Origin of the sequence: Hoeflea sp. EC-HK425 (assembly GCF_902498795.1) — a bacterium.
GTDB lineage: Bacteria > Pseudomonadota > Alphaproteobacteria > Rhizobiales > Rhizobiaceae > Hoeflea > Hoeflea alexandrii.
Window position 1 is genome coordinate 4,223,522 of sequence record NZ_LR701572.1, and the last position, 25,767, is coordinate 4,249,288.

Annotated in this window: 21 protein-coding genes; 11 read left to right on the forward strand and 10 right to left on the reverse strand. The window is 61.5% G+C overall.

What is annotated here, in order from left to right; genetic code table 11:
• The first annotated feature begins 145 nt into the window (after window positions 1-145).
• Window positions 146-2,581: a DNA topoisomerase (ATP-hydrolyzing) subunit B gene (gene gyrB / locus SPHINGO391_RS22780; RefSeq protein ID WP_152010988.1), complete on the forward strand. Its 2,436-nt coding sequence runs from the start codon at window positions 146-148 to the stop codon at window positions 2,579-2,581.
• Window positions 2,582-2,657: 76 nt separating this feature from the next.
• On the opposite strand, the gene SPHINGO391_RS22785 is transcribed toward gyrB, so the two are convergent.
• From SPHINGO391_RS22785 to SPHINGO391_RS22795, 3 genes are all read right to left on the reverse strand, one after another.
• Window positions 2,658-3,926, reverse strand: a complete 1,269-nt coding sequence (locus SPHINGO391_RS22785) for an ABC transporter permease subunit (protein WP_152010989.1) — start codon at window positions 3,924-3,926, stop codon at window positions 2,658-2,660.
• Window positions 3,923-4,729, reverse strand: a complete 807-nt coding sequence (locus SPHINGO391_RS22790) for an ABC transporter ATP-binding protein (protein ID WP_152010990.1) — start codon at window positions 4,727-4,729, stop codon at window positions 3,923-3,925. The genes SPHINGO391_RS22785 and SPHINGO391_RS22790 overlap by 4 nt, the downstream gene beginning before the upstream one ends.
• Window positions 4,730-4,812: 83 nt before the next feature.
• Window positions 4,813-5,805: an ABC transporter substrate-binding protein gene (locus tag SPHINGO391_RS22795; RefSeq protein ID WP_152010991.1), complete on the reverse strand. Its 993-nt coding sequence runs from the start codon at window positions 5,803-5,805 to the stop codon at window positions 4,813-4,815.
• A gap of 356 nt (window positions 5,806-6,161) precedes the next feature.
• Here SPHINGO391_RS22795 and SPHINGO391_RS22800 point away from each other — a divergent pair, with 356 nt between their 5' ends.
• Both SPHINGO391_RS22800 and SPHINGO391_RS22805 read left to right on the forward strand, forming a co-directional pair.
• Window positions 6,162-7,544, forward strand: a complete 1,383-nt coding sequence (locus tag SPHINGO391_RS22800; protein WP_152010992.1) for an aminotransferase class III-fold pyridoxal phosphate-dependent enzyme — start codon at window positions 6,162-6,164, stop codon at window positions 7,542-7,544.
• 115 nt (window positions 7,545-7,659) lie between these two features.
• The gene (locus tag SPHINGO391_RS22805) at window positions 7,660-9,132 is read left to right on the forward strand and encodes a PLP-dependent aminotransferase family protein (RefSeq protein ID WP_152010993.1); all 1,473 of its coding nucleotides are present in this window, start codon (window positions 7,660-7,662) and stop codon (window positions 9,130-9,132) included.
• A gap of 53 nt (window positions 9,133-9,185) precedes the next feature.
• On the opposite strand, the gene xsc is transcribed toward SPHINGO391_RS22805, so the two are convergent.
• From xsc to SPHINGO391_RS22835, 6 genes are all read right to left on the reverse strand, one after another.
• Complete coding sequence (gene xsc / locus SPHINGO391_RS22810) at window positions 9,186-10,970, reverse strand: sulfoacetaldehyde acetyltransferase (RefSeq protein ID WP_152010994.1); 1,785 nt, start codon at window positions 10,968-10,970, stop codon at window positions 9,186-9,188.
• A gap of 116 nt (window positions 10,971-11,086) precedes the next feature.
• The gene (locus tag SPHINGO391_RS22815; protein ID WP_193217388.1) at window positions 11,087-12,424 is read right to left on the reverse strand and encodes a TRAP transporter large permease subunit; all 1,338 of its coding nucleotides are present in this window, start codon (window positions 12,422-12,424) and stop codon (window positions 11,087-11,089) included.
• A complete protein-coding gene (locus SPHINGO391_RS22820; protein ID WP_152010995.1) occupies window positions 12,421-13,035 on the reverse strand; it encodes a TRAP transporter small permease subunit in 615 nt (204 codons plus the stop codon). Before SPHINGO391_RS22820 ends, SPHINGO391_RS22815 begins: the two co-directional genes overlap by 4 nt.
• Before the next feature lie 89 nt (window positions 13,036-13,124).
• The gene (locus SPHINGO391_RS22825; protein ID WP_152010996.1) at window positions 13,125-14,243 is read right to left on the reverse strand and encodes a TRAP transporter substrate-binding protein; all 1,119 of its coding nucleotides are present in this window, start codon (window positions 14,241-14,243) and stop codon (window positions 13,125-13,127) included.
• A 107-nt stretch (window positions 14,244-14,350) separates the two neighbouring features.
• A complete protein-coding gene (locus SPHINGO391_RS22830) occupies window positions 14,351-14,998 on the reverse strand; it encodes a YjbE family putative metal transport protein (protein WP_152010997.1) in 648 nt (215 codons plus the stop codon).
• Window positions 14,999-15,035: 37 nt separating this feature from the next.
• Window positions 15,036-16,634 (reverse strand): GMC family oxidoreductase N-terminal domain-containing protein, encoded by a 1,599-nt coding sequence (locus SPHINGO391_RS22835; protein WP_152010998.1) that lies wholly within the window; start codon window positions 16,632-16,634, stop codon window positions 15,036-15,038.
• A gap of 125 nt (window positions 16,635-16,759) precedes the next feature.
• Between SPHINGO391_RS22835 and SPHINGO391_RS22840 the strand changes: the two genes are divergently transcribed.
• Window positions 16,760-17,521: an IclR family transcriptional regulator gene (locus tag SPHINGO391_RS22840; protein ID WP_152010999.1), complete on the forward strand. Its 762-nt coding sequence runs from the start codon at window positions 16,760-16,762 to the stop codon at window positions 17,519-17,521.
• Window positions 17,522-17,560: 39 nt separating this feature from the next.
• On the opposite strand, the gene SPHINGO391_RS22845 is transcribed toward SPHINGO391_RS22840, so the two are convergent.
• Window positions 17,561-18,757, reverse strand: coding sequence for an aminotransferase class I/II-fold pyridoxal phosphate-dependent enzyme (locus SPHINGO391_RS22845; protein ID WP_152011000.1), 1,197 nt, complete (start codon window positions 18,755-18,757; stop codon window positions 17,561-17,563).
• 380 nt (window positions 18,758-19,137) lie between these two features.
• Between SPHINGO391_RS22845 and SPHINGO391_RS22850 the strand changes: the two genes are divergently transcribed.
• From SPHINGO391_RS22850 to accD, 7 genes are all read left to right on the forward strand, one after another.
• Complete coding sequence (locus tag SPHINGO391_RS22850) at window positions 19,138-20,421, forward strand: polyhydroxyalkanoate depolymerase (RefSeq protein ID WP_152011001.1); 1,284 nt, start codon at window positions 19,138-19,140, stop codon at window positions 20,419-20,421.
• A gap of 161 nt (window positions 20,422-20,582) precedes the next feature.
• Window positions 20,583-21,026: a DUF2852 domain-containing protein gene (locus SPHINGO391_RS22855; RefSeq protein ID WP_152011002.1), complete on the forward strand. Its 444-nt coding sequence runs from the start codon at window positions 20,583-20,585 to the stop codon at window positions 21,024-21,026.
• A 129-nt stretch (window positions 21,027-21,155) separates the two neighbouring features.
• Window positions 21,156-21,902 carry a M48 family metallopeptidase gene (locus tag SPHINGO391_RS22860; protein ID WP_152011003.1) on the forward strand — a complete coding sequence of 249 codons (747 nt, stop codon included), beginning with the start codon at window positions 21,156-21,158 and terminating at the stop codon, window positions 21,900-21,902.
• A gap of 95 nt (window positions 21,903-21,997) precedes the next feature.
• Window positions 21,998-22,678: a phosphoribosylanthranilate isomerase gene (locus tag SPHINGO391_RS22865; RefSeq protein ID WP_152011004.1), complete on the forward strand. Its 681-nt coding sequence runs from the start codon at window positions 21,998-22,000 to the stop codon at window positions 22,676-22,678.
• 5 nt (window positions 22,679-22,683) lie between these two features.
• Window positions 22,684-23,904: a tryptophan synthase subunit beta gene (gene trpB / locus SPHINGO391_RS22870; protein WP_152011005.1), complete on the forward strand. Its 1,221-nt coding sequence runs from the start codon at window positions 22,684-22,686 to the stop codon at window positions 23,902-23,904.
• Between the two features lie 2 nt (window positions 23,905-23,906).
• Window positions 23,907-24,746 carry a tryptophan synthase subunit alpha gene (gene trpA / locus SPHINGO391_RS22875; protein WP_152011006.1) on the forward strand — a complete coding sequence of 280 codons (840 nt, stop codon included), beginning with the start codon at window positions 23,907-23,909 and terminating at the stop codon, window positions 24,744-24,746.
• Between the two features lie 36 nt (window positions 24,747-24,782).
• Window positions 24,783-25,697 (forward strand): acetyl-CoA carboxylase, carboxyltransferase subunit beta, encoded by a 915-nt coding sequence (gene accD, locus SPHINGO391_RS22880; RefSeq protein ID WP_152011007.1) that lies wholly within the window; start codon window positions 24,783-24,785, stop codon window positions 25,695-25,697.
• Window positions 25,698-25,767: the final 70 nt, after the last annotated feature.

Consider the following 25,767-nt stretch of genomic DNA (forward strand, 5'->3'; position numbering starts at 1 on the left):
TCCAAAACCCACAATTCCATGGCTCCGCGGATTTGGTTTTCGCAAGCCGCCCGCCTATAGTGAAAGCTCGTATTCACGGTGATTCGTTGCCGTATTCCCCATTCTTCCGCCCGGCACTGCCGCTCTGGACTGAAAGACCTGCATGATGAACGATACGCCTGAGACAAACCCGACCGTGCCGGCCGAATACGGCGCCGAATCGATCAAGGTTCTCAAGGGCCTGGATGCCGTGCGCAAGCGGCCGGGCATGTATATCGGCGACACCGACGACGGCTCCGGCCTGCATCACATGGTCTACGAGGTGGTCGACAACGCCATCGACGAGGCCCTGGCCGGCCATGCAGACCGCGTCACCGTGACGCTCAATCCGGACGGATCCGTGACCGTCACAGACAATGGGCGCGGCATTCCGACCGATATTCACCAGGGTGAGGGTATTTCGGCCGCCGAAGTGATCATGACGCAGCTGCATGCCGGCGGCAAGTTCGACCAGAACTCCTACAAGGTCTCCGGCGGTCTGCACGGCGTCGGGGTGTCCGTGGTCAACGCGCTTTCGGTCTGGCTGAAGCTGGTGGTCCGGCGCAATGGCAAGATCCATGAAATCCGCTTCAGCCACGGCGTTGCGGATGCACCCTTGAAGGTAATCGGCGATTGCGGCAGCGAGACGGGCACGGAAGTGTCCTTCATGCCGAGCAGCGAAACCTTCACCATGACCGATTTCGACTTCGGGACTCTCGAACACCGGCTGCGCGAACTGGCGTTCCTGAACTCCGGCGTCCGCATCCTGCTGGCCGACCGGCGCCATTCCGACGTCAAGGAACTGGAACTGTTCTACGAGGGCGGACTGGAAGCCTTCGTGCGCTATCTCGACCGCTCGAAGAAGCCGCTGGTCAACGATCCGGTGACACTGCTGGGCGAAAAGGACGGGATCACCGTCGAGCTCGCCATGTGGTGGAACGACAGCTACCACGAAAACGTGCTGTGTTTCACCAACAACATTCCACAGCGCGACGGCGGCACCCACATGGCAGGCTTCCGCGCGGCACTGACGCGGCAAATGGTGGCCTATGCCGACAGCTCCGGCATGACCAAAAAGGAAAAGGTGTCGCTGACCGGCGATGATTGCCGCGAAGGCCTGACCGCCGTGCTGTCGGTCAAGGTACCGGATCCGAAATTCTCCTCGCAAACCAAGGACAAGCTGGTTTCCTCGGAAGTCCGCCCGGTGGTGGAAAACCTGGTCAATTCGACGCTGAGCGCCTGGCTCGAAGAACATCCGGCGGAATCCAAGGTCTTGGTCGGCAAGGTGATCGAAGCAGCCGCCGCCCGCGAAGCGGCGCGCAAGGCACGCGAACTTACACGGCGCAAGGGCGCCCTCGACATCTCCTCGCTGCCCGGCAAGCTCGCTGACTGCTCCGAGAAGGATCCGGCCAAGTCGGAGCTGTTCCTGGTGGAGGGCGATTCGGCCGGCGGATCGGCCAAGCAGGGCCGTTCGCGCGAGAACCAGGCGATCCTGCCGCTCAGGGGCAAGATCCTCAATGTCGAGCGGGCCCGCTTCGACAAGATGCTGTCGAGCCAGGAAATCGGGACGCTAATCACGGCGCTGGGGACCGGTATCGGCAAGGATGAATTCAACGCCGACAAGCTGCGCTACCACAAGATCATCATCATGACCGATGCTGACGTGGACGGCGCCCACATCCGTACCCTGCTGCTGACCTTCTTCTTCCGGCAAATGCCGGAACTGATCGAGCGCGGGCATCTCTACATCGCCCAGCCGCCGCTCTACAAAGTGTCGCGCGGCAAGTCCGGTCAGTACCTCAAGGACGAAAAGGCGATGGAGGACTACCTGATCAGCACCGGGCTCGATGAAGCGGCGCTCGAACTGTCCACGGGCGAAGTGCGGACCGGCGCCGATCTGAGAGGCACCATCAACGATGCACTGAGAATGCGGGCGCTGCTGGAAGGGCTTCATTCACGCTACGACCACTCGGTTGTCGAGCAGGCCGCAATCGCCGGCGCGTTCAATCCCGAGCGGATCAATGATCCAGCCGCGTCGGAGGCAATGGTCGCCGAAGTCGCCCGCCGTCTCGACATGATTTCCGAAGAATCGGAGCGCGGCTGGACGGGTATCGTTACCGACACCGGCGGATTCCGGTTCGAACGGGTGGTCCGTGGTGTCAAGGAATCGGTGGATCTCGATTCCGGGCTCGTCGGCAGCCAGGATGCACGGATGATCGACCAGATGAACGCCAAGCTGCGCGAGGTCTACACCGAACCTCCGATCCTGCGGCGCAAGGAAGGCGGCACCCAGATCTCGGGTCCGCGCGAATTGCTGCAGGCGGTGTTTGCGGTCGGCCGCAAGGGCCTGACGCTGCAGCGCTACAAAGGCCTTGGCGAAATGAACGCCGAGCAATTGTGGGAGACGACGCTCGATCCGCATGCCCGCTCGCTGCTGCAGGTCCGGGTCAATGACGCGGTCGACGCCGACAGCCTGTTCTCGCGGCTGATGGGCGACGAAGTCGAACCACGGCGCGAGTTCATTCAGGACAATGCGCTGTCAGTGGCCAATCTCGACATCTGACCGGCTCCTGCTTCAAACAGAGAAACGCCGCCGCTCTGAACCTGAGCGGCGGCGTTTTCCGTTTCAGCGCCTGCTATCAGCCTCGGCCTTTCCAGGGAACCAGCCATTTCTCGGCCATGCGCATCAGAATATCGATCCCATAGCCGATGATGCCGATCAGGATGATGCCAAGGATGACGATGTCGGTGAGCTGGAACTTCGACGCGTTGACGATCATCATTCCGGCACCGCGATCGGCGGCCACCAATTCGGCTGCGACCACCGTACCCCAGCAGACGCCCATGGCGACCCGCGCGCCGGTGAAAATCTCCGGCAGCGAGTTGGGCACGATCACGTGCCGCAGGATCTGCCATTTGGAGGCCCCGAGCGAATAGGCGGCGTGCACCTTTGATATCCGCACGCCCGAGACACCGGCGCGTGCAGCAATGGTCATGATCCAGAGTGCGGCCAGGAACAGGAGGATGACCTTGCCCTCCTCGCCGATGCCAAACCAGATGATGATCAGCGGGATTAGCGCGAGCGGTGGCACCGGGCGCATGAATTCGACAATCGGATCGAACCAGCCGCGGAACCAGTTGGACAGGCCCATGGCATATCCGAGCGGAATGCCGATGATCGAACCGATGACGAAGCCTGCGATCACCCGGCCGAGCGAATAGCCCAGATGCTCCCAGAGAGAGAAGTTCTTGTAGCCCTCGCTGGCGATCTCCCCCAGCCGGCCAAGAACGGCCTCCGGCGCCGGCAGCCAGATCGGTTCCATCTGCCAGCCCTTGTCGGGCTTGATCGACAGACTGCCCTTGTTGGTCATGGTGACCTCTCCGTCGGAGAACCGCACCGTCTCTCCCGGCGCGATGGGCTGCCCATCTATGGCGATCAGACTGTAGCCATCCTCCTGGCCGCCAATGTCGTTCTCGTTGAGGCGGCTGAGGGATGTCCGCCAGGCGCCGATCTTGACGGCATCATCGACGGCAAATGTGTTGGGCGTGTCAGACACCTCGGGAAGCGGCACCTCCTCGCCGACACGGTAGACCCGAATATGGGCCACCGCCTCGTCGGTCTCGCCGGCGGCATTGCGGGCGGTGTAGGTGAAGCTGGTATCGCCGACAAACGGGCCCGGGACGTGGATCGGTGTGATCACCGAGCCGGTGAACGCCCCCCAGATCGCAAACAGGGCGATGATCGAGACAACCGAAGCGAAGCGGTTCGGCGACACCGCGCTCTCATCACCAAAAGTCACCGTTTTCAGGCTGGCGAAGTCATGAATGTGATGGCGGGAGCGCTCCCAGAACCGGTAGGCGACATAGGCGAAGCCAAAAATGACCAGGTAAAGCAGAAAGACGATCATGCGCTTTCCTCCTGACGGCCCATAATTTCCTCTTCCATGTCCCAGATCATGCCGAGGATCTCTTCCCGGCGCTGGCCGAATTCCGGCTCCTTCTTGACCAGGCGCAGGTCGCGGCCAACGCCCATTTCGGCGAAGGGCAGCCAGTACTCCTTGTGAATCCGGCCGGGCCGCGGCGCCATCACCAGCAGCCGCTCGCCCAGGAGCAACGCCTCTTCCACCGAATGGGTGATCAGGATGATGGTCTTGCCGGTTTCCTTCCAGAGCTTGAGCACCAGCCCCTGCATCTTCTCGCGGGTCAGCGCATCGAGCGCGCCGAGCGGCTCGTCCATCAGGATGACATCGGGATCATTGGCCAGACAGCGCGCCAGCGCCACGCGCTGCTGCATGCCGCCCGAAAGTTCGTAGATCATCTTCTCGCCGAAATCCTGCAGCCCGACCGTGCGCAGCAGATTGTCGACGATCGGCCGTGTTTCAGATGCCGGCCTGCCGGCCATGTCGGGGCCAAACGAAATGTTGCGGCGAACATTCATCCATTCGAAGAGCGCGCCTTGCTGGAACACCATGCCGCGTTCGGGGCCCGGGCCGGTGACCTTCTTGCCATTGAGCGTCACCTGCCCGTCGGTGGGGGCAAGAAATCCGGCGACGATGTTGAGAAGCGTTGTCTTGCCACAGCCCGAGGGCCCCAGGACCGCAAGCAATTCACCCTTGGCAAGCTTGAGAGAAACATTCTTGAGCGCCTGTACAGACCCGCCATTGGGCAGATCAAACCGCATCGAAAGGTTGTCGATAACCAGGTCACCCATGGCTACTCCAATCATAGGGAACAATGTGCCGTGGACGGGCAGCCGGAGCGGATTGCCCCGGCTGCCCGTTTCGTCTTCCGGTCTTACATGTTGGCCGCGGCTGCGAGCGGTGCGGTGTTGACCGCACCGTCATAGGTGTCACGCGACGCCGGGATATTGCCCTGCTCCTTGAAGAAGTCACCCACGCCCTTGAGGAACTCGGGCGTGGCCTTGCCGAGCCACTTGTCCGACAGCTGCGCCTCGACGGTGGGGAACTGGAAGCCCTTGAGGGTGTCGGCCGCATCGGCCTCGCTCATCCCCGAATCCTTGGCGATGACCGGCAGCATTTCCTCCGAATCGGTGAGCCACTTGGCGTTCATGTCGGCGGTCACCTTGAGGAACTTGGCCAGAACGTCGGCATTCTCTGCAGCGAAAGAGGCCGGGACCGATGTGACGTCATAGACGGAGATGCCGATCTCGTCCTTCTCGGCACCGGTCAACAGGACATTGCCGTGCTCCTTCATGCGACGCAGCGAACCGCCCCAGCCGCAGACCATGTCGAGGCTGCCCTGGGCGAATGCAGCGGCACCGTCCGGCGGAGCCATGTCGACCACTTCCATGGTCGAGACATCGATGCCGAAATGCTCCATCTGCTTGAGGAAGCCATAATGCGCGGCGGTTCCGATCGGCACGCCGACCTTCTTGCCTTCCAGTTCCTTGGCGCTGTCCTTGTCGATTTCGAGCTCGGCCTTGACCACGCAGTTGTCATTGTCGTTGTAGACGACGGCAATATCCGCCACCTGCAGGTCCTGCCCTGCGGACGTTGCAACGACGAAGGGTGGAACACCCTGGCTCACCGAAATCTGGATGTCGCCCGAGGCCATCGCCGCCGACATGGCGGTTCCGGCATCAAACGACTTCCAGTTGACCTTCATGCCGAGCGCTTCGTCATAGAGGCCCTTGACCTTGGCGTACTGGAACGGCATCGGCCATTCGAGGAAGTAGGCAACCGTGATTTCTTCGGCCTTGGCGACCGAGGCGGTGGCGACCATGGCGATACCGGCCAACAATGCGGAAATTCTTGATGCAGCTTTCATGTGATGCTCCCTGTCCGGGCCAGCACGAAGCCGGCCTTTCGATTGCAAATCCTTGCCGGAAAAACCGAAGATCAATCTCAGGGTTTCCAGCGCTGTTCCCGTTTTCTTGGCGTTCTTTTGCAGTCATCTTGCGCCAACAGGGTCAAGTCGATCAAGTCGGTGTCGAAAGCCATAGCGCCAATTTGTGCGGCAGCATTGTACCAGTTTTCGCATTCTGCCGCAGTCTATTGGATTTGTTGGTCTTTTTCTGGCCATATGACCAAGCACTCACTGGCCCTATTCTCTTGCCAGACACTTCGGCGATGGTTTTGACGCCGGAGGACCGGACATCACTCTTTTCCCGGGAGGGACCGCGCATGAACCTGCCCATCCAGACCAACGATATCCAGGCAGTTGTCGAGGCCGATCGTGCCCATGTCTGGCATCATCTTATCCAGCACAAGCCGTTTGAAACCATCGATCCGCGGATCATGGTCGAGGGTCGCGGCATGCGGGTGTGGGATGCCACCGGCAAGGAACATCTTGATGCTGTGTCCGGGGGCGTCTGGACTGTCAATGTCGGCTATGGCCGCGAGAGCATCGCCGATGCGGTGCGAGACCAGTTGGTCAAGATGAACTATTTCGCCAACAGCGCGGGCTCGATCCCGGGCGCTTTATTCGCCAAGAAGCTGATCGAGAAGATGCCTGGCATGAGCAGGGTCTATTACTCAAACTCAGGATCCGAGGCCAACGAGAAGGCCTTCAAGATGATCCGGCAGATCTCGCACCGGCATCATGGTGGCCGCAAGTACAAGATTCTCTACCGGGAGCGCGACTATCACGGCACGACGCTGGCGACGCTGTCGGCCGGTGGGCAGCCACAGCGGGCCGAGCAGTACGGGCCGATGGCGCCGGGCTTTGTCATGGTGCCGCATTGCCTCGAGTACCGCAGCCAGTATCCGGACGCGGAAAGCTACGGTCTTGCCGCCGCCAACGCCATCGAAGAGGTGATCCTGCGGGAGGGACCCGACACCGTCGGTGGATTGTGCCTCGAACCGATTACCGCGGGCGGTGGCGTGATCACCCCGCCGCCGGGCTACTGGGAGCGGGTCCAGGAGATCTGTGCCAAGTACGATATCCTGCTGCATATCGATGAAGTCGTCTGCGGTGTCGGCCGCACCGGTGCCTGGTTCGGCTACCAGCATTACGGGATCAAGCCGGATTTCGTCACCATGGCCAAGGGCGTGGCTTCAGGCTACGCGGCGATTTCCTGCACGGTGACCACGGAAGCGGTATTCGAGCAGTTCAAGGACGATCCGTCCGACCCAATGTCCTATTTCCGCGACATCTCGACCTTTGGCGGATGCGCCGCCGGCCCGGCCGCAGCACTTGAGAACATGCGGATCATCGAGGACGAGGACCTGATCGCCAACACCGAAGCAATGGGCGAGCGGATGATCGGAAATCTGTGCGCGCTGCAGGACAAGCACGCCGTCATCGGCGATGTGCGCGGCAAGGGCCTGTTCCTCGGCGCGGAACTCGTGAGCGACCGGGCTTCGCGCGAACCGATGGACGAGAAGCGGGTACAGGCCGTGGTGGCCGACTGCATGGCCCAAGGCGTCATCATCGGCGCGACCAACCGGTCGCTGCCGGGTTTCAACAACACGCTGTGTTTCTCACCGGCGCTGATCGCGACCGCGGACGATATCGACCGGATTACCGACAGTGTGGATCAGGCGCTGACGCGGGTGTTCGCATAGGCTCGACACGCAGGCGGGATATTCGGCTTGATGCAAGGGCGGGACAATTGCCCGCCCGCCCCTTCCGCTTGGCTAAGTCTGTCGATATGCTGGCAAAAACCGGCTGGGCGATCGAATGTCGATTCCGATAGACACGTTTTTTCTCGACCCGAAATTCGAGGGAACACTGCAACAGAAGATCCAGAGGATGATCAGCGAGGGCGTCTTGTCCGGGCGTTTCATCCCTGGCGCGAAACTGCCCTCCAGCCGGAAACTGGCGACCCACCTGGGGATCAGCCGGATCACCGTGACACTGGCCTACAGCGAACTGGTTTCCGACGATTACCTGATCGCCAAGGGGCGTTCGGGATACTATGTCTCGCCGACAGCGCCGCAGCGCACCCGCTTCGACGCGCCGAAGGGCGTCGTCACCGATGCAGTCGACTGGAACCGCGCCATCGGCCAGCGCTACACCGGCCAGGTGCTGGTGGAAAAACCGGTCGACTGGCGGAGCTACCCCTACCCCTTCATCTACGGTCAGGCGGACGAGAAGATCTTCGATCACAGCAACTGGCGGCAGTGTGCCCTGCAGGCGCTGGGCAAGCGGGAATTTTCAACCGTCACAGCCGACAGCTACGAGCGCGATGATCCGGAGCTGGTCAAATACATCGCGCTCAACACCCTGCCTCGGCGCGGCATTCAGGCCAAGCCGGAGCAGATCCTGATCACCATGGGCGGACAGAACGCCTTGTGGCTGGCGGCCCAGGTGCTGCTCAACCAGCGGCGCACGGCGGTGATGGAAAATCCGGGCTATCCGGGCCTGCGGGTGGCGCTCAACCTGGCGCGCTGCAATGTGGTCAACGTGCCGGTCGATCATGCCGGCATGCGGCTCGACGCGCTTCCTGACGAGACCGACGTGGTTTTCACCACGCCGAGCCATCATTGTCCGACCAGTGTGACCATGCCGCTTGAACGGCGCCAGCAACTGCTGGAGATGGCCTCGCGGAAAGACTTCCTGATTGTCGAGGATGACTACGAATTCGAAATGTCGTTCCTCAATCCGCCGGCTCCAGCGCTCAAGTCGCTGGATGAGGAGGGCCGGGTGATCTATGTCGGCTCGTTCTCCAAATCGCTGTTTCCGGGTCTGCGGCTTGGCTACATGGTCGGTTCGGAGACCTTCATCCGCGAAGCTCGCGCCCTGCGGATGGTGGTCGTCCGGCATCCGCCCGGTCATCTGCAGCGAACGGTGGCGAATTTCCTGTCGCTCGGCCATTTCGATGCGCTGGTGGCGCGCATGGGCCAGACCTACCGGCGCCGCCGCGACGTGATGCAGGAGGCCATAGACCGGCGCGGACTGCATGTCGCCGGCTCCGATGTTTCGGGCGGCTCAAGCTTCTGGATGAAGACGCCGGACGGGATCGACGCCCGCGATCTTGCCCAGGCGGTCAGGCAAAGAGGGGTGCTGCTCGAGCCGGGCCATTTCTTCTTCGAGAACCCCGAGGACGGCCGGCACAATTTCCGTATCGCCTATTCCTCGATCGACAGCGCCAGGATTCCCGGCGGGATCGATATCATCGCCGACACGATCGAGGCGTTCGGCAGCATATGACAAAGGCCACGCACCTGGCGTGGCCTCTTTGACACTCTCGATCCGGTTGGCTCTCAGACCGCACCCTGTTGCGGGCGCATGTCGTCGCGGTTGATCCCGGCGACAACCACCGGCTTCTTCATGGCATCGCGGCGGAACGGCTCGCCCAGCTCCTGGTTGAGCAGCACCTCGATGAAGGTGGTTTCACCGTTCTTCATCTGCCGCTCGACGGCCTTGGCAAGCTCCTCGGTCAGGCCCTGCTGGTCCTTCACCACGACTCCCTTCGCGCCACAGGCCTCGGCGATCTTGGCGTAGGAGGTGTCGCGGTCGAGCTCTGTGCCGACGAAATTGTTGTCGTACCAGAGCGTTGTGTTGCGCTTTTCCGCACCCCACTGGTAGTTGCGGAAGATGACCATGGTGATGGCCGGCCAGTTGTCGCGGCCGCAGGCGGTCATCTCGTTCATGGAAATGCCGAAGGCGCCATCGCCGGCGAAACCGACGACCGGCACATCGGGCTGGCCAACCTTGGCGCCGAGAATTGACGGAAAGCCATAGCCGCAGGGACCGAACAGACCCGGCGCCAGATATTTGCGGCCCTCCTCAAAGGTCGGATAGGCATTGCCGATGGCACAATTGTTGCCGATGTCGGACGAGATGATGGCATCCTTGGGCAGAGCCGACTGGATGGCCCGCCAGGCCTGGCGCGGCGACATCAGATCGGCGTCGCGCTGACGCGATTCCTCGTTCCAGGTGGTGCCGGGATCATCGTCCTCATGGTCGAGCGAGGACAGCTCCTGCGCCCAGCGGGACTTGGTCAGGGAGACAAGGTTGCGGCGATCCTCGCGGCCGGCGTCGCCGGCATCATCGGACAATTGCGCGAGGATGGCGCGGGCCACCTTGGTGGCATCGCCCTCGATGCCGACGGTGACCTTCTTGGTCAGGCCGATGCGGTCGGCATTGATGTCGACCTGGATGACATCGGCATTCTTCGGCCAGTAATCGATGCCGTAACCAGGCAGGGTCGAGAACGGGTTGAGCCTTGTTCCGAGCGCCAGCACGACATCTGCCCTGGCGATCAGTTCCATGGCGGCCTTGGAGCCGTTGTAGCCGAGGGGGCCGACGGCGAGCGGATGCGAACCGGGGAAGCTGTCATTGTGCTGGTAGTTCGAGCAGACCGGCGCATCGAGCCGTTCGGCAAGCCTGGCCAGATCGGGGATCGCGCCCGAGAGAACCACGCCGGCGCCGGAGAGGATGACCGGAAAACGGGCCTTAGACAGAAGATCGGCAGCCTTCGCGATGGCTTCCTCGCCACCGGCGGGACGCTCGAAGCGGACCATCTGCGGCAGCTCGACGTCGATGACCTGGGTCCACATGTCGCGCGGGATGTTCATCTGCGCCGGCGCGGAGCCGCGCCAGGCCTTCATGATCACCCGGTTGAGCACTTCGGGAATGCGGGAGGGGTCGCGAACCTCTTCCTGATAGCAGACGCAATCCGCAAACAGCCGCATCTGCTCCATTTCCTGAAAACCGCCCTGACCGATGGTCTTGTTGGCGGCCTGCGGGGTGATCAGCAGCATCGGGGTGTGGTTCCAGTAGGCGGTCTTCACCGGGGTGACAAAGCCGGTGACGCCGGGGCCGTTCTGGGCGATGGCCATGGCCATCTTGCCGGTGGTGCGGATGTAGCCGTCACACATCAGCCCGGCATTGGTTTCATGGGCACAGTCCCAGAAGGTGATACCGGCCTTCGGGAAAAGATCCGACACCGGCATCATGGCCGAACCGATGATGCCGAACGCGTGTTCGATGCCGTGCATCTGAAGCACTTTGACGAAAGCTTCTTCGGTGGTCATTTTAGGCATGGGATGATCCTCCTTGTTGAGGGCTAGAAACCACAACTGGTCCGATCCGCTCTAGTGCCAGTTTGGCAGCTTCGCAACGCCAGATCGGTTTGTTGACATGCTCCGGCACAAGTCTGTCAGTTTCCATAGAGGTACCCCGGCAGCCACAGCGCCAGCCACGGGAAGGTGAACACCAGCACCAGGCCGAAAATCTGCACGGTCATGAACTGCATCATGCCGTAATAGATATCCTTGAGATCCCAGTCGGGCGCCACGCCCTTGAGGAAGTAGGCCGACAGGGCGACCGGCGGACTGAGCCAGGCCGTCTGCAGGCACACCGCGACCAGAATGGCGAACCAGGTCATGTTGACATTCATTTCAACCAGGACCGGCTGCAGGATCGGCAGGATGATCAGCACGATCGGCACCCATTCGAGCGGCCAGCCGAGAATGAAGACCATGGCCAGGATCATGATGATGATCAGGCTTGGCGAGAGGTCGAGCGCCAGCAGCCAGTCGGTGATCATGCCGGGCGTGCCCAGCCGCGAGAAGACTGCGCCGAAGAAATTCGATGCTGCGACGAGGAACAGGATCAGCACTGAAATCTCGAGGGTCTTGAGCAGCGCGTCATAGGTGCGCTTCCACGTGAACTTGCGGTAGCCGATGGTGAGCAGCACGGAGCCGAGCGCGCCCATGCCCGCCCCTTCTGTGGGGGTCGCCCAGCCGAACAGGATCGAGCCCATGGCGAAGGCGATCAGGATTGTCGGTGGCACCAGCCCGAGGATGAATTCCCGCCAGACATGGCTGCGACTGTCGGGGATCTGGTCATCGCGGAGCGGCGGGCCGAGTTTCGGATTGAGCCAGCAGCGTCCCAGCGCGTAGACGAGGTAGAGCACCGCCATCATCACGCCGGGCAGGATGGCGCCGGCGAACAGATCGGTGACCGGGACCTCCAGAACCGGACCCATGACCACAAGCATGATCGAGGGAGGAATGAGAATCCCGAGAGTTCCGCCGGCGGTGATGGTTCCGGCGGCCAAACGGACATCGTAGCCGGATTCGCTCATGGTCTTGGCGGCCATGATACCGAGGATCGTCACTGAAGCGCCGACGATGCCGGTGGCCGCGCCGAAGACGACGGAGACGAAGAGGACCGCAACGAACAGCGAACCGGTCATCCGGGCGAGCATCAGCTGTACCGCCTTGAACAATCGCTCCATCAGGCCGGCCTGCTCCATCATGAAGCCCATGAAGACAAAGAGCGGCACCGCAGCCAGCGTCTGCTCCATCATCGAGCCGTAGAACTGCAGGGTCATGAGGAAAATGGTCAGCTTCATGCCGAAGCCCCAGGCGCCGAAGACGATGCCCAGGAAGATCAGGGTGAAGGAAATCGGAAAGCCGATGAAAATGGCGAACAGCATCGCCCCGATCATCAAAAAGCCGATGATCTCCGGGGCTATCTCGAAGAAGCTCATGACGGCCACCTTCCGCGGGTTGCCGCATACCATGACTTGAGGATCTCGGAGACACCCTGAACCAGCAACAGGGCGACGCCAACGGCGAGCGAGACCTTGACCGGCCAGACTACCGGCGCCCATGTGCTGTCGCCGGCGCGCTCGCCCTGCATCACCGATTTGAGGGCAAAATCGTAGCCGGCGATCAGCAGGAAGATCATCGCCGGCATGAAAAGGACAATATAGAGGACAAGGTCGACGCGGCCTTGCGTCTTGACCTCGAAATTGCGGTAGAGGAAATCGGCGCGGATATGCAGGCCGTGCATCAGTGCATAGGCAGCGCCGAGCATGAAGGACATACCATAGAGCATGCGCGAGATATCAAAAGCCCAGAGCGTCGGCGCGACAAAGAACTTGCGCGCGATGACTTCGTAGACCATGGCGAACATGATAGGCACGACCAGCAGGGCGACGATCCGGCCGACCCATTCGGACATTGTGTCGATGCCGTGGATAATGGAGCGGGCCGCCGGATGCATGTCATCGGGCATGCGGGATCCGGGCCCGCCACGCCTTTCGGCGAGCAACTCGTCGCCGATCGGAATCGTATCGTCTGTTTCATTGCCGGCCATGACGGCCTCCTCCACCAGGTTTCCCTGCCCCCTGCAGGTTTAGCTAGGTCCGCCCCGCTGCAAGCAGGGCGGACCAGGTGCCGTCTTGCCTATTGCTTCTTCAGCGTTTCAGCATAGGCCGCGCCCAGGTTGGCGTTGGTGCGCTGGGCCTGCGCCCAATAAGGTACCGCTGTTCTGGCGAAAGCCTTCTGGCTGTCCCAGACCTGCTTGAAGAAGGCGTTTTCAGCTGCATTCTTCTCAAGTGCGGCATTGGCGGCGGCCATATACTCGGTGAAGTATTCCGCCGGAGTGTCGTGCAGGATGACGCCGTCCTCGTTGATCAGCTTGTCGAGCGCCTTGCCGTTCTCGTTGATGCGGTAGGCCATGGCCTTCATCAGCGAGGCGTTTGCGGCCACTTCGATGGCCTTCTGCTGCAGCGGGGTGAGCGAATTGTAGACATCGCCGTTGATGTAGAGGTCAGCATTGACCACAACCTGGTGAAGGCCCTGCAGGTAGTAATGCTTGAGCACCTTCTGGAAACCGAACACCGAGTCGGGTTTGGGGCAGCACCATTCGGCGGCATCGATGGTACCCTTTTCAAGCGCAGGCAGAATATCGCCGCCACCCATGGCGACCGAGGCTACGCCGATGTCCTTGTAGGTCTGGCCGGGGATGCCCGGAGGCGTACGGAACCGATACTTGCGGAAATCGGCCATGGTTTCGATCGGTTCCTTGAACCAGCCGAGTGCTTCCGGGCCCACCGGCTGCAGCATGAAACCCTTCACATTGACGCCCATCTCCTTCCAGAGCTGGTCGTAGAGCTCCTTGCCGCCGGCATTCAGGTACCAGGACATGAAGGCAATGTTGTCGATGCCGATACCGGCACCGGCAACCGGCGATCCGAACAGCATGGCTGCGGGATGCTTGCCGGACCAGTAGTGGGTCCAGGCGAAGCCGCCATCAATCAGGCCGGCGTCAACGGCATCGAGGATTTCCTGGACGCCAACAACAGCGCCGGCGGGCAGGATCTCGAATTCGACTTCGCCATTGGTCAGGGCTTTGACGTCATCGGCGAAATCCTGAAGCATGACCACTTCGTCAGCCGTGTTGGGGATAACCGACTGGACCTGGATCTTCGTCGCCGCATCAGCCGACACGCCGAACATCGACGTGGCCGCCAACAGTGCGACAGCTGCGACACCCTTGGTTAGCTTGGTTAGTCTCGACATGGGGTTCTCCTCCCGTTTCATGTCTCGCCTTCGATTGTGCGACAGTCGGACGTGTTCGGCGAAGGCTTCCCGAACAGCATTGGAAAAGTGTGGTTGAGGGATCCAGCTCACGACACGCTCCCTCCGAGCATCGTCAGGAGGCCTGTCGCAGGATCAATGATGCCACGATAGAACATGTCGCTGGCGACATAGATCAGCACCGCCAGCCCAAGCCAGGATATGGCCGGGAACCGGGTCAGGATCTTCATGATCAGGGTTGCGGCAAAGGCCATCAGCAGGATGGCGAGACCAAGGCCGAACACCAGCATCTCGGTATTGCCGTCGGCAATGGCGGCAACGGCAAGAACATTGTCGATCGACATCGACAGATCGGCGACGGTGATCGACAGCAGCGCCTGACCAAGGGATTTCCTCGCCGGTCCGGTGTATCCCTCATCGAGATGCTCGGCGGTCTCGAGCGCCTTGGCCGCCTCGCGGTCAATATTGTCGCGGATTTCGCCATAGAGGCGCCAGCAGACCCAGAAAAGCAGCAACGACCCCAAGAACAGAAGCCCCGGAACGCCGAGAAGCTTGGTGGCGACCAGCGCGAAAATGATTCTCAGCCCGGCAGCGACGATGATACCGAAAAGAATGGCCCGCTTGCGCAGTTCGGGCGACAGCGACGCCGCGGCCATGCCGATGATCAGGGCGTTGTCACCTGACAGAACCAGGTCGGCCAGTACAATCGCGCCGAAATCGAAAAGCTGCTGCAGCATCAGCGGCTCGCCTCCAGCAGTTTGGTGAAAGCCTCGCTCATGCGCGCATATCCTCCCGGATCAAGTCCGAGGCCTTTTCGCCAATCATGATCGCCGGGGCATTGGTGTTGCCGGAGACAATCACCGGCATGATCGAGGCATCGGCTACCCTCAGCCCGTCCAAGCCATGCACGCGCAAGCGCTCGTCGACCACCGCCATCTTGTCCCGGCCCATCCTGCAGGTACCGGTCGGGTGATAGATCGTTGTCGCGGTGTTGCGGGCCCAGTCGAGCAGGCCGTCGAAATCCTCGTCGGGAACCGATCGTCCCGGTGCATGCTCCTCTGTGACAAGGTCTGCCACCGGCCCCTGACGGCAGATGCGGCGGGCCATGCGAATGCCTTCGACGATGGTTTGCTGGTCCAGAGCAGTCGAGAGGTAATTGGGGTGGATCAGCGGATGATCTTCGGCCCGGGCCGAGCGCAACCTGATTTCGCCAGTGCTTTCGGGCCGCAACTGCAATACCGAGGCGGTGAAGGCGTCGAAATCATCGGTATCGGTGGTCGGGTTGTTGGCGCTGAAAGGCTGGATGTGAAACTGGATGTCGGGCGTTTCCAGGTCCGGCCGGGTTTTCAGGAAACCGGTTCCGAGGCTCGCAGCGAGTGTCAGCGGCCCGGAACGGCTGAGCATGTATTCAAGCCCGATCCTGGCCTGGTTGAACAGGCCCCGGGTGCGGGTGTTGATGGTGGGCGCGGTGCAGCGATAGACCGGGCGGGCCTGAAGGTGATCCTGCAGGTTCTGGCCGACGCCTGGCAGGGTGTGCCTGGGCCGAATTCCGTGATCGGCCATGTGAGCCGGTTCGCCGATGCCCGAGAGCATCAGGATCTGCGGCGAGCCGATCGCCCCAGCCGACAGGATGATCTCCCGTCGTGCGGCAACCCGCACCAGCGATCCATGGCGACGGCCGCGCACCGCCACCGCCCGGGCACCATCAAGTTCGACGTTTTCAACCTGGATATGGGTGAGAACGGTGAGATTTGGCCGCGACCTGGCGGGTTTGAGAAAGGCCTTGGCGGAACTGCAGCGCAAGCCGTTGCGCGCGGTCAGCTGGAAATAGCCGACACCTTCCTGGCTTGCGCCATTGTAATCCGGGTTGAAGGCGAAGCCGGCCGCCTTGGCCGCCTCAACCCAGGCATCGACAACCTGCCAGGATTGCCGCGAGCGGGAGACCGACAGCTCTCCCCGGTCGCCCCTGAGTTGATCAGCACCGCCCTCCCAGGACTCGCTGCGCCGGAACAAGGGCAGCAGATCGTCCCAACCCCAGCCGATGTTTCCCATCTGCCGCCATCGATCATAATCCTGCGGCTGTCCGCGGACATAAAGCAAACCGTTGATCGAGCTGGAGCCACCGAGCGTCTTGCCACGCGGCCAGTTGAGCTGCCTGCCGTTGAGGCCTTCGTCCGCCTCGGTCCTGTACATCCAGTTGAGTGCCGGATCCTTGATGGTCTTGAAGTAACCGACGGGCACATGAATCCACGGGGAAGCATCGCGACCACCGGCCTCTATCACTGCCACCGAGACGGATGGATCGGCCGAAAGCCGGTTGGCCAAGACGCAACCGGCTGATCCTGCTCCGACGATGACAAAGTCGAACTCCACCCGAAATCACCTCAATATTCAAAAATTGAGACTTTACTTCTCGTTAATGATCGTATTCATTTCTCTGGCCGTGGTGCAAGACCCGGCACAACTGGCTCTATTGATTGTTCAAAACTGGTTCTGAAATGCCGAATTCAGACGACCGCATCGCAACAAACATGCGAACCCTGCTGATCCTGGAAGTCGTGGGGACGTCGGGCGAACCGATCACGCCGACCGAGATCAACCAGTCGATAGGCCTGCCCAAGCAGACCATTCACCGTCTGTGCGCCACCCTTGTGGAAGAGGGTTTCCTAGTCTACGAGCCGAATGGAAAGCGGCTGAGGGCCGCACGACGGGCCCGTGTGCTTGGGGCGGGACTGCTGCACTCGTCGCGCGATCACATCCTGCGCCGGCAGATCCTGGTGGATCTGGCCATGAAAACCGGAGAAACCATCAATTATGTGATCCCCGAGGATGACGGGATGAGTTATCTCGACCGGGTTGAAACCGGCTGGGCGTTCCGGGTGCAATTGCCGATCGGCTCGAACGTGCCGTTTCATTGTACCGCCAGCGGCAAGACATTCCTGGCCAGTCTCGACATCCGGAAACGCCGAGCCTTTGCCCGCGGACTCACGCTGGAACGGAAGACGCCCAAGACCATCACCGATCCGGATATGCTTCTCAGGGAATTGACGGCTGTCGCCAGGGATGGTTTTGCGATCGACAATGAGGAATTCATGGACGGCATGGTGGCGATCGCGGTTCCGGTGACCGACGATTCGGGACGGTTTCTCGCAGCAATTGCCTGCCATGGCCCGAATGTGCGGCTGTCACTCGAAACGCTTCGGGGATTTCTGGGCGAATTCAACACCGCCGTCGAGAAGATGCGCGCCGTGTTGGCCTGATGACAGCGTTCAAGAACAACAGCTGACGGGGCGTTCAGCCTAGGCAGGGGCGCCGATTTCCGCGGCGCAATGGGCAATGATCGAACCGATGTGGCGGCAGTCCTCGACGGAGAACGTCAGAGGCAGGCGCATGTCGAACAGGCTTGAAAGGATCCTGTCGGTTTCGGGCAAGGCCTGCGGATCGACATAGCGCCAGCTGTGGTGGTTGGAGGTGAACGCCACCGGCTCGGCGGCGCCGAACCACTTCAACTCGACGCCCAGGGCCTTGTTTGCCGCGACGAAAGCGCTGGCCAAAGCCGGCGATATGCCGGGCAGGCGGAACTGGATGGAACTGCCGACATAGCGTTCCGCCGCCGCTCGCCCGGGCAAGGCGACGCCGTCTGCACCGGCGAGCGCCTGTTCGACCGCCCGGTAGCGTTCGTTCCAGCGCTCGATGCTGTCTTCCAGGCGGGCGAGCTGCGGCAGCAGAACTGCCGCGCGCAGATTGTCCATTCGGCCGGACATGTTGGGCGTTTCCAGCCGGATCCGCTCGAAGACATCGGCCGAGGGTGCTGCTCCATGGCGTTCGTAGAGCATGTAGGAGCCCGACAGAATGATGGCACGGGCCATGAATTCCGGGTCGTCCGATGTCAGCAGTCCGCCTTCACCGGAATTGAGATGCTTGTAGGTCTGGGTGGAAAAGCAGCCGGCCAGACCGAAACTGCCGCTCTTGCGGCCGTTCCAGGCTGCGCCCATGGTGTGGGCGCAATCCTCGATCAGGATCAGATCGTGTTTTGTGACAATGGCGACGAGACGCTCCATGTCGGCCAGATGACCGCGCATGTTGGACAACAAGAGGAAGCGCGCGCCGGATGTGGCGGCCTTGCGGTCGAGATCTTCCAGATCGATCACCAGATCCTCGGTGATTTCCACCAGCAGTGCTTTTCCACCGGCAGCCGCTATGGCACCGGGCACAGGTGCGAGCGTAAAACCATTGGTGAGAACCGTTTCCCCCTGGCCGAGGCCCGCCGCACGCAGGGCGATGGCCATGGCATATCCGCCTGAAGCGCAGGCGAGGCAGTAGCGCGCACCCTGATAGGCGGCATAGGCCTGTTCAAGCTCGGAGGCCTTGGAGAGCTCTCCCGGTCCGCTGTTGTAGCGGTGCAGGCGGCCGGATCTCAGGATCTCGGTGGCGGCAGCAATGACCGCGTCATCCAATGCCTCCTGCTGGGTAAAACTGCCGGTGAACGGTTTCAAAAGCCTGCCTCCCTGGCCAGACATGCTGCGCGCTTCGGCAATAGAACGAAGCCGGCCCTGATCTTAACGCCAGTTCGCCCGCATCCATATGGACAACAGTCCTGAACGCGGCGCAGCATCGAGTTGATCAGGAGCCTGCGACATCGTTTGCCAGAGGTTCGGCTGCAAACCGCCGAGCTGCAGACGTCTCTACGGCCCCGGCTCTCATCAGAAGGTCGCACAGCCCCGCAAAATAAGGGGGCTGTTGTTGCAATGCAGCAGAAGCGTGATAGGCTCGCTCACTGTTTGCGCGCTGCAAAAAGTCAGCTTCCGGAAAGGAATTGGCATGCATGATGGCGGGAACCGGGCAGTCTGACTGTCGCAACAAGGGACAATTTTTCATGTTCTACCAGATGTATGAACTCAATCATGCCGCCATGGCGCCCATGCGGGCCTATGCTGACGCGATGCGCCTGACCTTCCGAAACCCGGTCAATCCGATGTCGCATACGCCGTTCGGCCGCTCGGTCGCCGCCGGTTTCGAGCTGTTCGAGCGCACCACCCGCCGCTACGGAAAGCCTGAGTTCGGACTGAAAGAAACCTCGTTGAACACCGGCCGGGTCTCGGTTCATGAGAAAGTTGTCTGGTCGCGGCCTTTCTGCGACCTGATCCATTTCGAGCGCACGCTGCCGGCCAATCACCGGCCGGATCCGAAGATCCTGATCGTTGCGCCGATGTCGGGCCACTATGCGACTTTGCTGCGCGGAACCGTGGAAACACTGCTGCCCAAGGCCGAGGTCTACATCACCGACTGGACCGACGCGCGCATGGTGCCAATCACAGAGGGGCGCTTCGACCTCGATGATTACATCGATTACATCATCTCGATGCTGCATGCGCTTGGCCCCGATACCCATGTGCTCGCGGTCTGCCAGCCGTCGGTCCCGGTTCTCGCCGCTGTCGCGGTGATGGAAGAAAGCGGCGACACCTTCGCACCTTCGAGCATGACGCTGATGGGCGGCCCGATCGACACCCGCATCAATCCGACCGGCGTCAACGAGCTGGCGCAGGCCAAGCCGATCGAATGGTTCGAAGACAATGTCATCATGCAGGTGCCGTGGCCACTGCCGGGCTTCACACGCTCGGTCTATCCCGGCTTCCTGCAGCTGTCGGGCTTCATGACGATGAATCTCGACCGTCACATGATCGCGCAGAAGGATTTCTTCATGCATCTGGTCAAGGACGACGGCGATTCGGCCGAACGGCATCGCGAATTCTACGACGAGTATCTGGCCGTCATGGACATGACGTCCGAATTCTACCTGCAGACCGTCGACACGGTGTTCATCAAGCATTCCTTGCCAAAGGGCGAGATGATGCATCGTGGCCGCACGGTCAACACCAAGGCGATCCGCAATGTCGCGCTGCTGACGGTCGAAGGCGAGAACGACGATATCTCCGGCCTGGGTCAGACCGAAGCCGCGCAGACCATCTGCCCCAATATTCCCGATGACATGCGGCACCACTATGTCCAGCCGAAAGTGGGTCACTACGGGGTGTTCAACGGGTCGCGATTCCGCTCCGAAATCGCGCCGCGGATCCTAGATTTCATGCGGACCCATGCCCGCAGCAACTCTGCCAAGAAAGCCAAGCCGAAGCTGATCAAGGGCGGCCGGAGCGACTGAAAATCATTTGAGAAGCATTTTAGGTATCCGAAATTTCTCTTTTAATACAAGAGGATGTCGGATTCCTGCGGGCATTTTCTTGAATAGGGTCGCGGCCCATACCACATCAAATTCACAAGGGAACGATCCCCGCTTCCCTTTACCAGATGAGGTTTTGACCGATGACACAGACCGCATTGATCCGTCCCGCCTGGACGCCCGCCACCATCGCCCTGATGGTCCTTGGCTTCATGGTGTTCTGGCCGCTCGGCCTTGCCATGCTCGCCTACATAATCTGGGGCGACCGGCTCGAAGGCTTCAAGGCAGACGTCAACCGCGCCACCGACAACTTCGCATGCTCTTTCCGCAAGTCCACTCAGGGCAGGCATGGCATGCGCGCCAGCAGCGGCAATGCCGCATTCGACGACTGGCGTGATGCCGAACTGGCCCGTCTCGACGAAGAGCGCAAGAAGCTCGACGAGATGCGCCGCGAGTTCGACCAGCACATGCGGGACCTGCGCATGGCTCGCGACCGCGAGGAGTTCGACCGCTTCATGGCCAGCCGTCAGGCAAGCCAGAACAGCAAGCCCCGGACATCCGGGTCGGTTCCCGAAATCGACGGGTAACCGCAATACACATGACCTCCCCGAAAGGGCGGCGTTTCGAACGCCGCCCTTTTTGTTGCCCGCAGCGGTGCCACAGCGCGTGGCATTTTCGATCCCCGCATTGTGATCGAATCGGATAAATACCCAAACATGTTCGGACTTGGTCGCCCCACCCGCAGAACCGCTCAGCCGCGCCCCAGCGCGGTTACCGTCAATGGCCGCGATCTGCCCTTGGCGATCCGCGAGAACGCCCGGGCAACCCGCATGACCTTGCGCATCGAACCGGGCGGTCAGGCGCTGAAGCTGACCATCCCAAAAGGTCTGGCGGCGCGCGAGATCGATGAATTTCTCACCCGTCATCACGGCTGGCTGATGACCCGGCTGGCGAGGGTCGAGGATGCCGGCCCGCTCGCGGACCAGGGAAAGATCAGTATTCGCGGTGTCGATCACCGCATCGCCTTGACCGGCAAGCTGCGCGGCATCACTGAGCAGACCGAGTTGGACGGGGTTCCCACGCTTCTGGTGTCCGGCCTTCCCGAGCATATCGGCCGGCGGGTATCGGATCACCTCAAGCGGGTGGCAAAGACCGAGCTGCAGCGGCTGGTCCACATGCACGCGGCAACGCTGGGAAAACCTGTGCGGGCGATCGCCTACAAGGACACGAAAAGCCGCTGGGGATCGTGCACTTCGGAGGGAAACCTGTCGTTTTCCTGGCGGATCGCGATGGCGCCGGATTTCGTCATCGACTATCTCGCCGCCCACGAGGTGGCGCATCTGAAGGAAATGAACCACGGACCGGACTTCTGGGCCACCTGCAAGGCGCTTTGCCCACGGACGACCGAGGCCAAGCGCTGGCTCAAGCAGAACGGCTCACGGCTGTTCGCGGTGGCATTCTAGGACGGCTCACCCGGTCTGGTTAGCACCGACGGTCAACCCATCCATATCTCGACCATATCTCGACTCTGGCGCCGATTTGTGCGACGTCAGCCGCCATGACGATACAGATCAAGATTTGCGGCCTGAGCACGCCCGAAGCGGTGGATCGCGCGGCCGATCTCAACGCCGACATGGCCGGGTTCATCTTTTTCGAAAAGAGCCCCCGCCACGTGGCGATCGGGGCCGCTGCCGCGCTGGCAGAGCGGGCCCGGGCGCGTGGTCTCAAGACGGTCGCCGTGACGGTCGACATGGATGATGACGGTCTCGATGCAATTGTCGCCAGCATGAAGCCGGATTGGTTGCAATTACATGGCGGCGAAAGCCCTGAGCGCGCCTCGGTTGTCAAAGCCCGCTACGGACTGCCGGTGATGAAGGCATTCGCCATCCGCGACGCTTCGGATCTGACACGAATCAAACCTTATCACGGCATTGCCGACCGGTTCCTGTTCGATGCCAAGCCGCCGAAAGGCTCTGACCTTCCGGGCGGGAACGGAGTAAGCTTTGACTGGCGGCACCTTGCCACGCTTGACGGGGCTCCCAGTTACATGCTTTCCGGTGGGCTGACAAAAGACAATATCGGCGAGGCAATCGGCATCAGCCAGGCGCCCGGGGTCGATGTGTCATCGGGCGTCGAAAGCGCGCCCGGTATCAAGGACCTCGGCATGATGAATGATTTCGTCCAGGCTGTTCGCGAGGCGGAAGTCGCGCAACCAGACCAGGGCCGGTCTCAGGAGTAGATGACTTGAACCAGACAACCAATCCCAACTCATTCCGTACCGGACCCGACGAGCAGGGCATGTTCGGCATTTTCGGCGGCCGTTTCGTTGCCGAAACGCTGATGCCGCTGATCCTGGAGCTGGAAGAGGAGTGGACCAGGGCGAAGGCCGATCCGGCCTTCCGGGCCGAGCTCGATCATCTCAACGCGCATTATACCGGCCGCCCTTCGCCGATGTATTTTGCCGAGCGGCTGACCGAGCACCTCGGCGGCGCCAAGATCTACTTCAAGCGCGACGAGCTCAATCACACCGGATCGCACAAGATCAACAATTGCGTCGGCCAGATCCTGCTTGCCAAGCGCATGGGCAAGACAAGGATCATCGCCGAGACCGGCGCCGGCCAGCACGGCGTCGCTTCTGCAACGGTTGCGGCACGCTTCGGCTATCCGTGCGAAGTCTACATGGGCGCCACCGACGTTCAGCGGCAGGCGCCGAACGTGTTCCGGATGAAACTCTTGGGCGCCAAGGTGCATCCCGTGACGTCCGGTCACGGCACGCTGAAGGACGCGATGAACGAGGCGCTCAGGGACTGGGTGACCAATGTCGACGATACCTATTACCTGATCGGGACTGCGGCCGGACCGCATCCCTACCCGGAAATGGTACGCACATTCCAGTCGGTGATCGGCCAGGAAGCCCGCGAGCAGATGATCGCCATGGAAGGCCGCGTGCCCGACATGCTGATTGCCGCTGTCGGCGGCGGCTCCAACGCCATCGGCCTGTTCCATCCGTTCCTGGATGACAAGGACGTGCAGATCGTTGGCGTCGAAGCCGGCGGCAAGGGCCTGGACGGCGAAGAGCATTGCGCCTCGCTGACCGCCGGTTCGCCCGGCGTGCTGCACGGCAACCGCACCTACCTGCTGCAGGATGGCGACGGACAGATCAAGGAAGGCCATTCGATCTCGGCGGGCCTCGACTATCCCGGTATCGGGCCCGAACATTCGTGGCTGAAAGAATCCAACCGGGTCGAGTATGTTCCGATCATGGATACCGAAGCGCTGGAAGCCTTCCAGCTGCTGACCCGGCTTGAAGGCATCATTCCGGCGCTGGAACCCAGCCATGCCCTGGCCGAGGTGATCAAGCGGGCGCCGAAAATGGGCAAGGACCAGATCATCGTGATGAACCTGTGCGGCCGCGGCGACAAGGACATCTTCACTGTCGGCAAGATCCTCGGCGTGGAGCTCTGATCATGACCACTCGCATCGATACCCGTTTTGAGAAGCTGAAAGCCGAGGGCCGGCCGGCGCTGGTGACCTATTTCATGGGCGGCGACCCGGATTACGACACGTCGCTGAAGATCATGCAGGCGCTGCCGGGTGCCGGCTCGGACGTGATCGAACTCGGCATGCCGTTCTCCGACCCGATGGCCGACGGACCGGCGATCCAGATGGCGGGACAACGGGCGCTCAAGGCCGGCCAGTCGCTGAAAAAGACCCTGTCGCTGGCAGCAGATTTCCGCAAGGGCGACAATGAAACGCCGATCGTGCTGATGGGCTATTACAATCCGATCTACATCTACGGTGTCGAGCGCTTTCTGGCAGATGCCATCGAGGCCGGGATCGACGGGCTGATCGTGGTCGACCTTCCGCCTGAAATGGACGAGGAACTGTGCCTGCCGGCACTGAAGGCAGGGGTCAACTTCATCCGGCTCGCGACCCCGACCACGGATGACAAGCGGTTGCCGCTCGTGCTCTCCAACACGTCGGGCTTTGTCTATTACGTGTCGATGACCGGCATCACAGGCTCTGCAATTGCCGACACCTCCAAGGTCAACCAGGCCGTCGACCGGATCAAGAGCCATACCAACCTGCCGGTTTGCGTCGGTTTCGGGGTGAAAACCGCCGAGCAGGCGCGCGCCATCGGCCAGTCTGCCGACGGCGTCGTGGTCGGCACCGCGATCGTCAACCAGATCGCCAACACTCTTGACGCCAAGGGTGCTGCAACCTCCGATACCGTCGAGAGCGTCGCCACGATGGTGCGCGGGCTTGCCACCGGCGTTCGCGCCGCACGTCTTGCGCCCACGCAGTAACATTCCCACATTGGGGTACGAACCGGAGAAAACGCGTTGAACTGGATTACCAACTACGTCAGGCCGAAGATCAATTCGATGCTGGGCCGTCGCGAGGTGCCCGAAAATCTCTGGATCAAGTGTCCCGAGACCGGTGAAATGGTGTTCCACAATGATCTGGAAGAAAACCATTTCGTGATCCCCGCCTCGGGCTACCACATGAAGATGTCGGCCGAGGCGCGGCTCAAGCACATGTTCGACGAGGGAAAGTACGAGCTGCTGCCGTCACCGAAGGTGCCGCAGGACCCGCTCAAGTTCCGGGATTCGAAGAAATACAGCGACCGGCTGCGCGACAGCCGGACCAAGACCGGCCTCGAGGATTCGGTCGTTGCGGCGCACGGCAAGGTCCAGGGCGTCGAGATCGTTGCCTGCGTGCATGATTTCTCCTTCATGGGCGGCTCGCTCGGGATTGCCGCGGGTGAGGCTATCGTCCAGGCCTTCGAGGCCGCCATTGCACGGCATTGCCCGCTGGTGATGTTCCCGGCGTCCGGAGGCGCCCGCATGCAGGAAGGCATTCTGTCGCTGATGCAGTTGCCGCGCACCACCGTCGCGGTGGAGATGCTCAAGGAAGCCGGCCTGCCCTACATCGTGGTGCTGACCAACCCGACCACCGGTGGCGTCTCTGCCTCTTATGCCATGCTTGGAGACATTCACCTGGCAGAACCGGGCGCGGAAATCTGCTTTGCCGGCAAAAGGGTGATCGAGCAGACCATCCGGGAAAAACTTCCCGAGGGGTTCCAGACCTCCGAATATCTGCTCGACCACGGTATGATCGACATGGTTGTGCATCGTCACGACATCCCGGCGACCGTCGCCCGGCTGCTGCGGATCTTCCTCAAGATGGATGCGCCGGCACCGGCAGCGCTTCCCGCACCCATTGCAGAGACCGTGCCGGCGGAAGCGGCGGAGTAAACCTCCAGCAAGAGCCGGGACCTTCGGCGAGAGGAGCGGTCGTGTCGGCTGCCGAACGGGAAATCAACGC

Excerpts from the sequence above, each read along its gene's own strand:
- gyrB (WP_152010988.1), top strand. The coding sequence starts at position 146 with ATGAACGATACGCCTGAGACAAACCCGACCGTGCCGGCCGAATACGGC.
- SPHINGO391_RS22785 (WP_152010989.1), bottom strand. The coding sequence starts at position 3,926 with ATGATCGTCTTTCTGCTTTACCTGGTCATTTTTGGCTTCGCCTATGTC.
- SPHINGO391_RS22790 (WP_152010990.1), bottom strand. The coding sequence starts at position 4,729 with ATGGGTGACCTGGTTATCGACAACCTTTCGATGCGGTTTGATCTGCCC.
- SPHINGO391_RS22795 (WP_152010991.1), bottom strand. The coding sequence starts at position 5,805 with ATGAAAGCTGCATCAAGAATTTCCGCATTGTTGGCCGGTATCGCCATG.
- SPHINGO391_RS22800 (WP_152010992.1), top strand. The coding sequence starts at position 6,162 with ATGAACCTGCCCATCCAGACCAACGATATCCAGGCAGTTGTCGAGGCC.
- SPHINGO391_RS22805 (WP_152010993.1), top strand. The coding sequence starts at position 7,660 with ATGTCGATTCCGATAGACACGTTTTTTCTCGACCCGAAATTCGAGGGA.
- xsc (WP_152010994.1), bottom strand. The coding sequence starts at position 10,970 with ATGCCTAAAATGACCACCGAAGAAGCTTTCGTCAAAGTGCTTCAGATG.
- SPHINGO391_RS22815 (WP_193217388.1), bottom strand. The coding sequence starts at position 12,424 with ATGAGCTTCTTCGAGATAGCCCCGGAGATCATCGGCTTTTTGATGATC.
- SPHINGO391_RS22820 (WP_152010995.1), bottom strand. The coding sequence starts at position 13,035 with ATGGCCGGCAATGAAACAGACGATACGATTCCGATCGGCGACGAGTTG.
- SPHINGO391_RS22825 (WP_152010996.1), bottom strand. The coding sequence starts at position 14,243 with ATGTCGAGACTAACCAAGCTAACCAAGGGTGTCGCAGCTGTCGCACTG.
- SPHINGO391_RS22830 (WP_152010997.1), bottom strand. The coding sequence starts at position 14,998 with ATGCTGCAGCAGCTTTTCGATTTCGGCGCGATTGTACTGGCCGACCTG.
- SPHINGO391_RS22840 (WP_152010999.1), top strand. The coding sequence starts at position 16,760 with ATGCCGAATTCAGACGACCGCATCGCAACAAACATGCGAACCCTGCTG.
- SPHINGO391_RS22850 (WP_152011001.1), top strand. The coding sequence starts at position 19,138 with ATGTTCTACCAGATGTATGAACTCAATCATGCCGCCATGGCGCCCATG.
- SPHINGO391_RS22855 (WP_152011002.1), top strand. The coding sequence starts at position 20,583 with ATGACACAGACCGCATTGATCCGTCCCGCCTGGACGCCCGCCACCATC.
- SPHINGO391_RS22860 (WP_152011003.1), top strand. The coding sequence starts at position 21,156 with ATGTTCGGACTTGGTCGCCCCACCCGCAGAACCGCTCAGCCGCGCCCC.
- SPHINGO391_RS22865 (WP_152011004.1), top strand. The coding sequence starts at position 21,998 with ATGACGATACAGATCAAGATTTGCGGCCTGAGCACGCCCGAAGCGGTG.
- trpA (WP_152011006.1), top strand. The coding sequence starts at position 23,907 with ATGACCACTCGCATCGATACCCGTTTTGAGAAGCTGAAAGCCGAGGGC.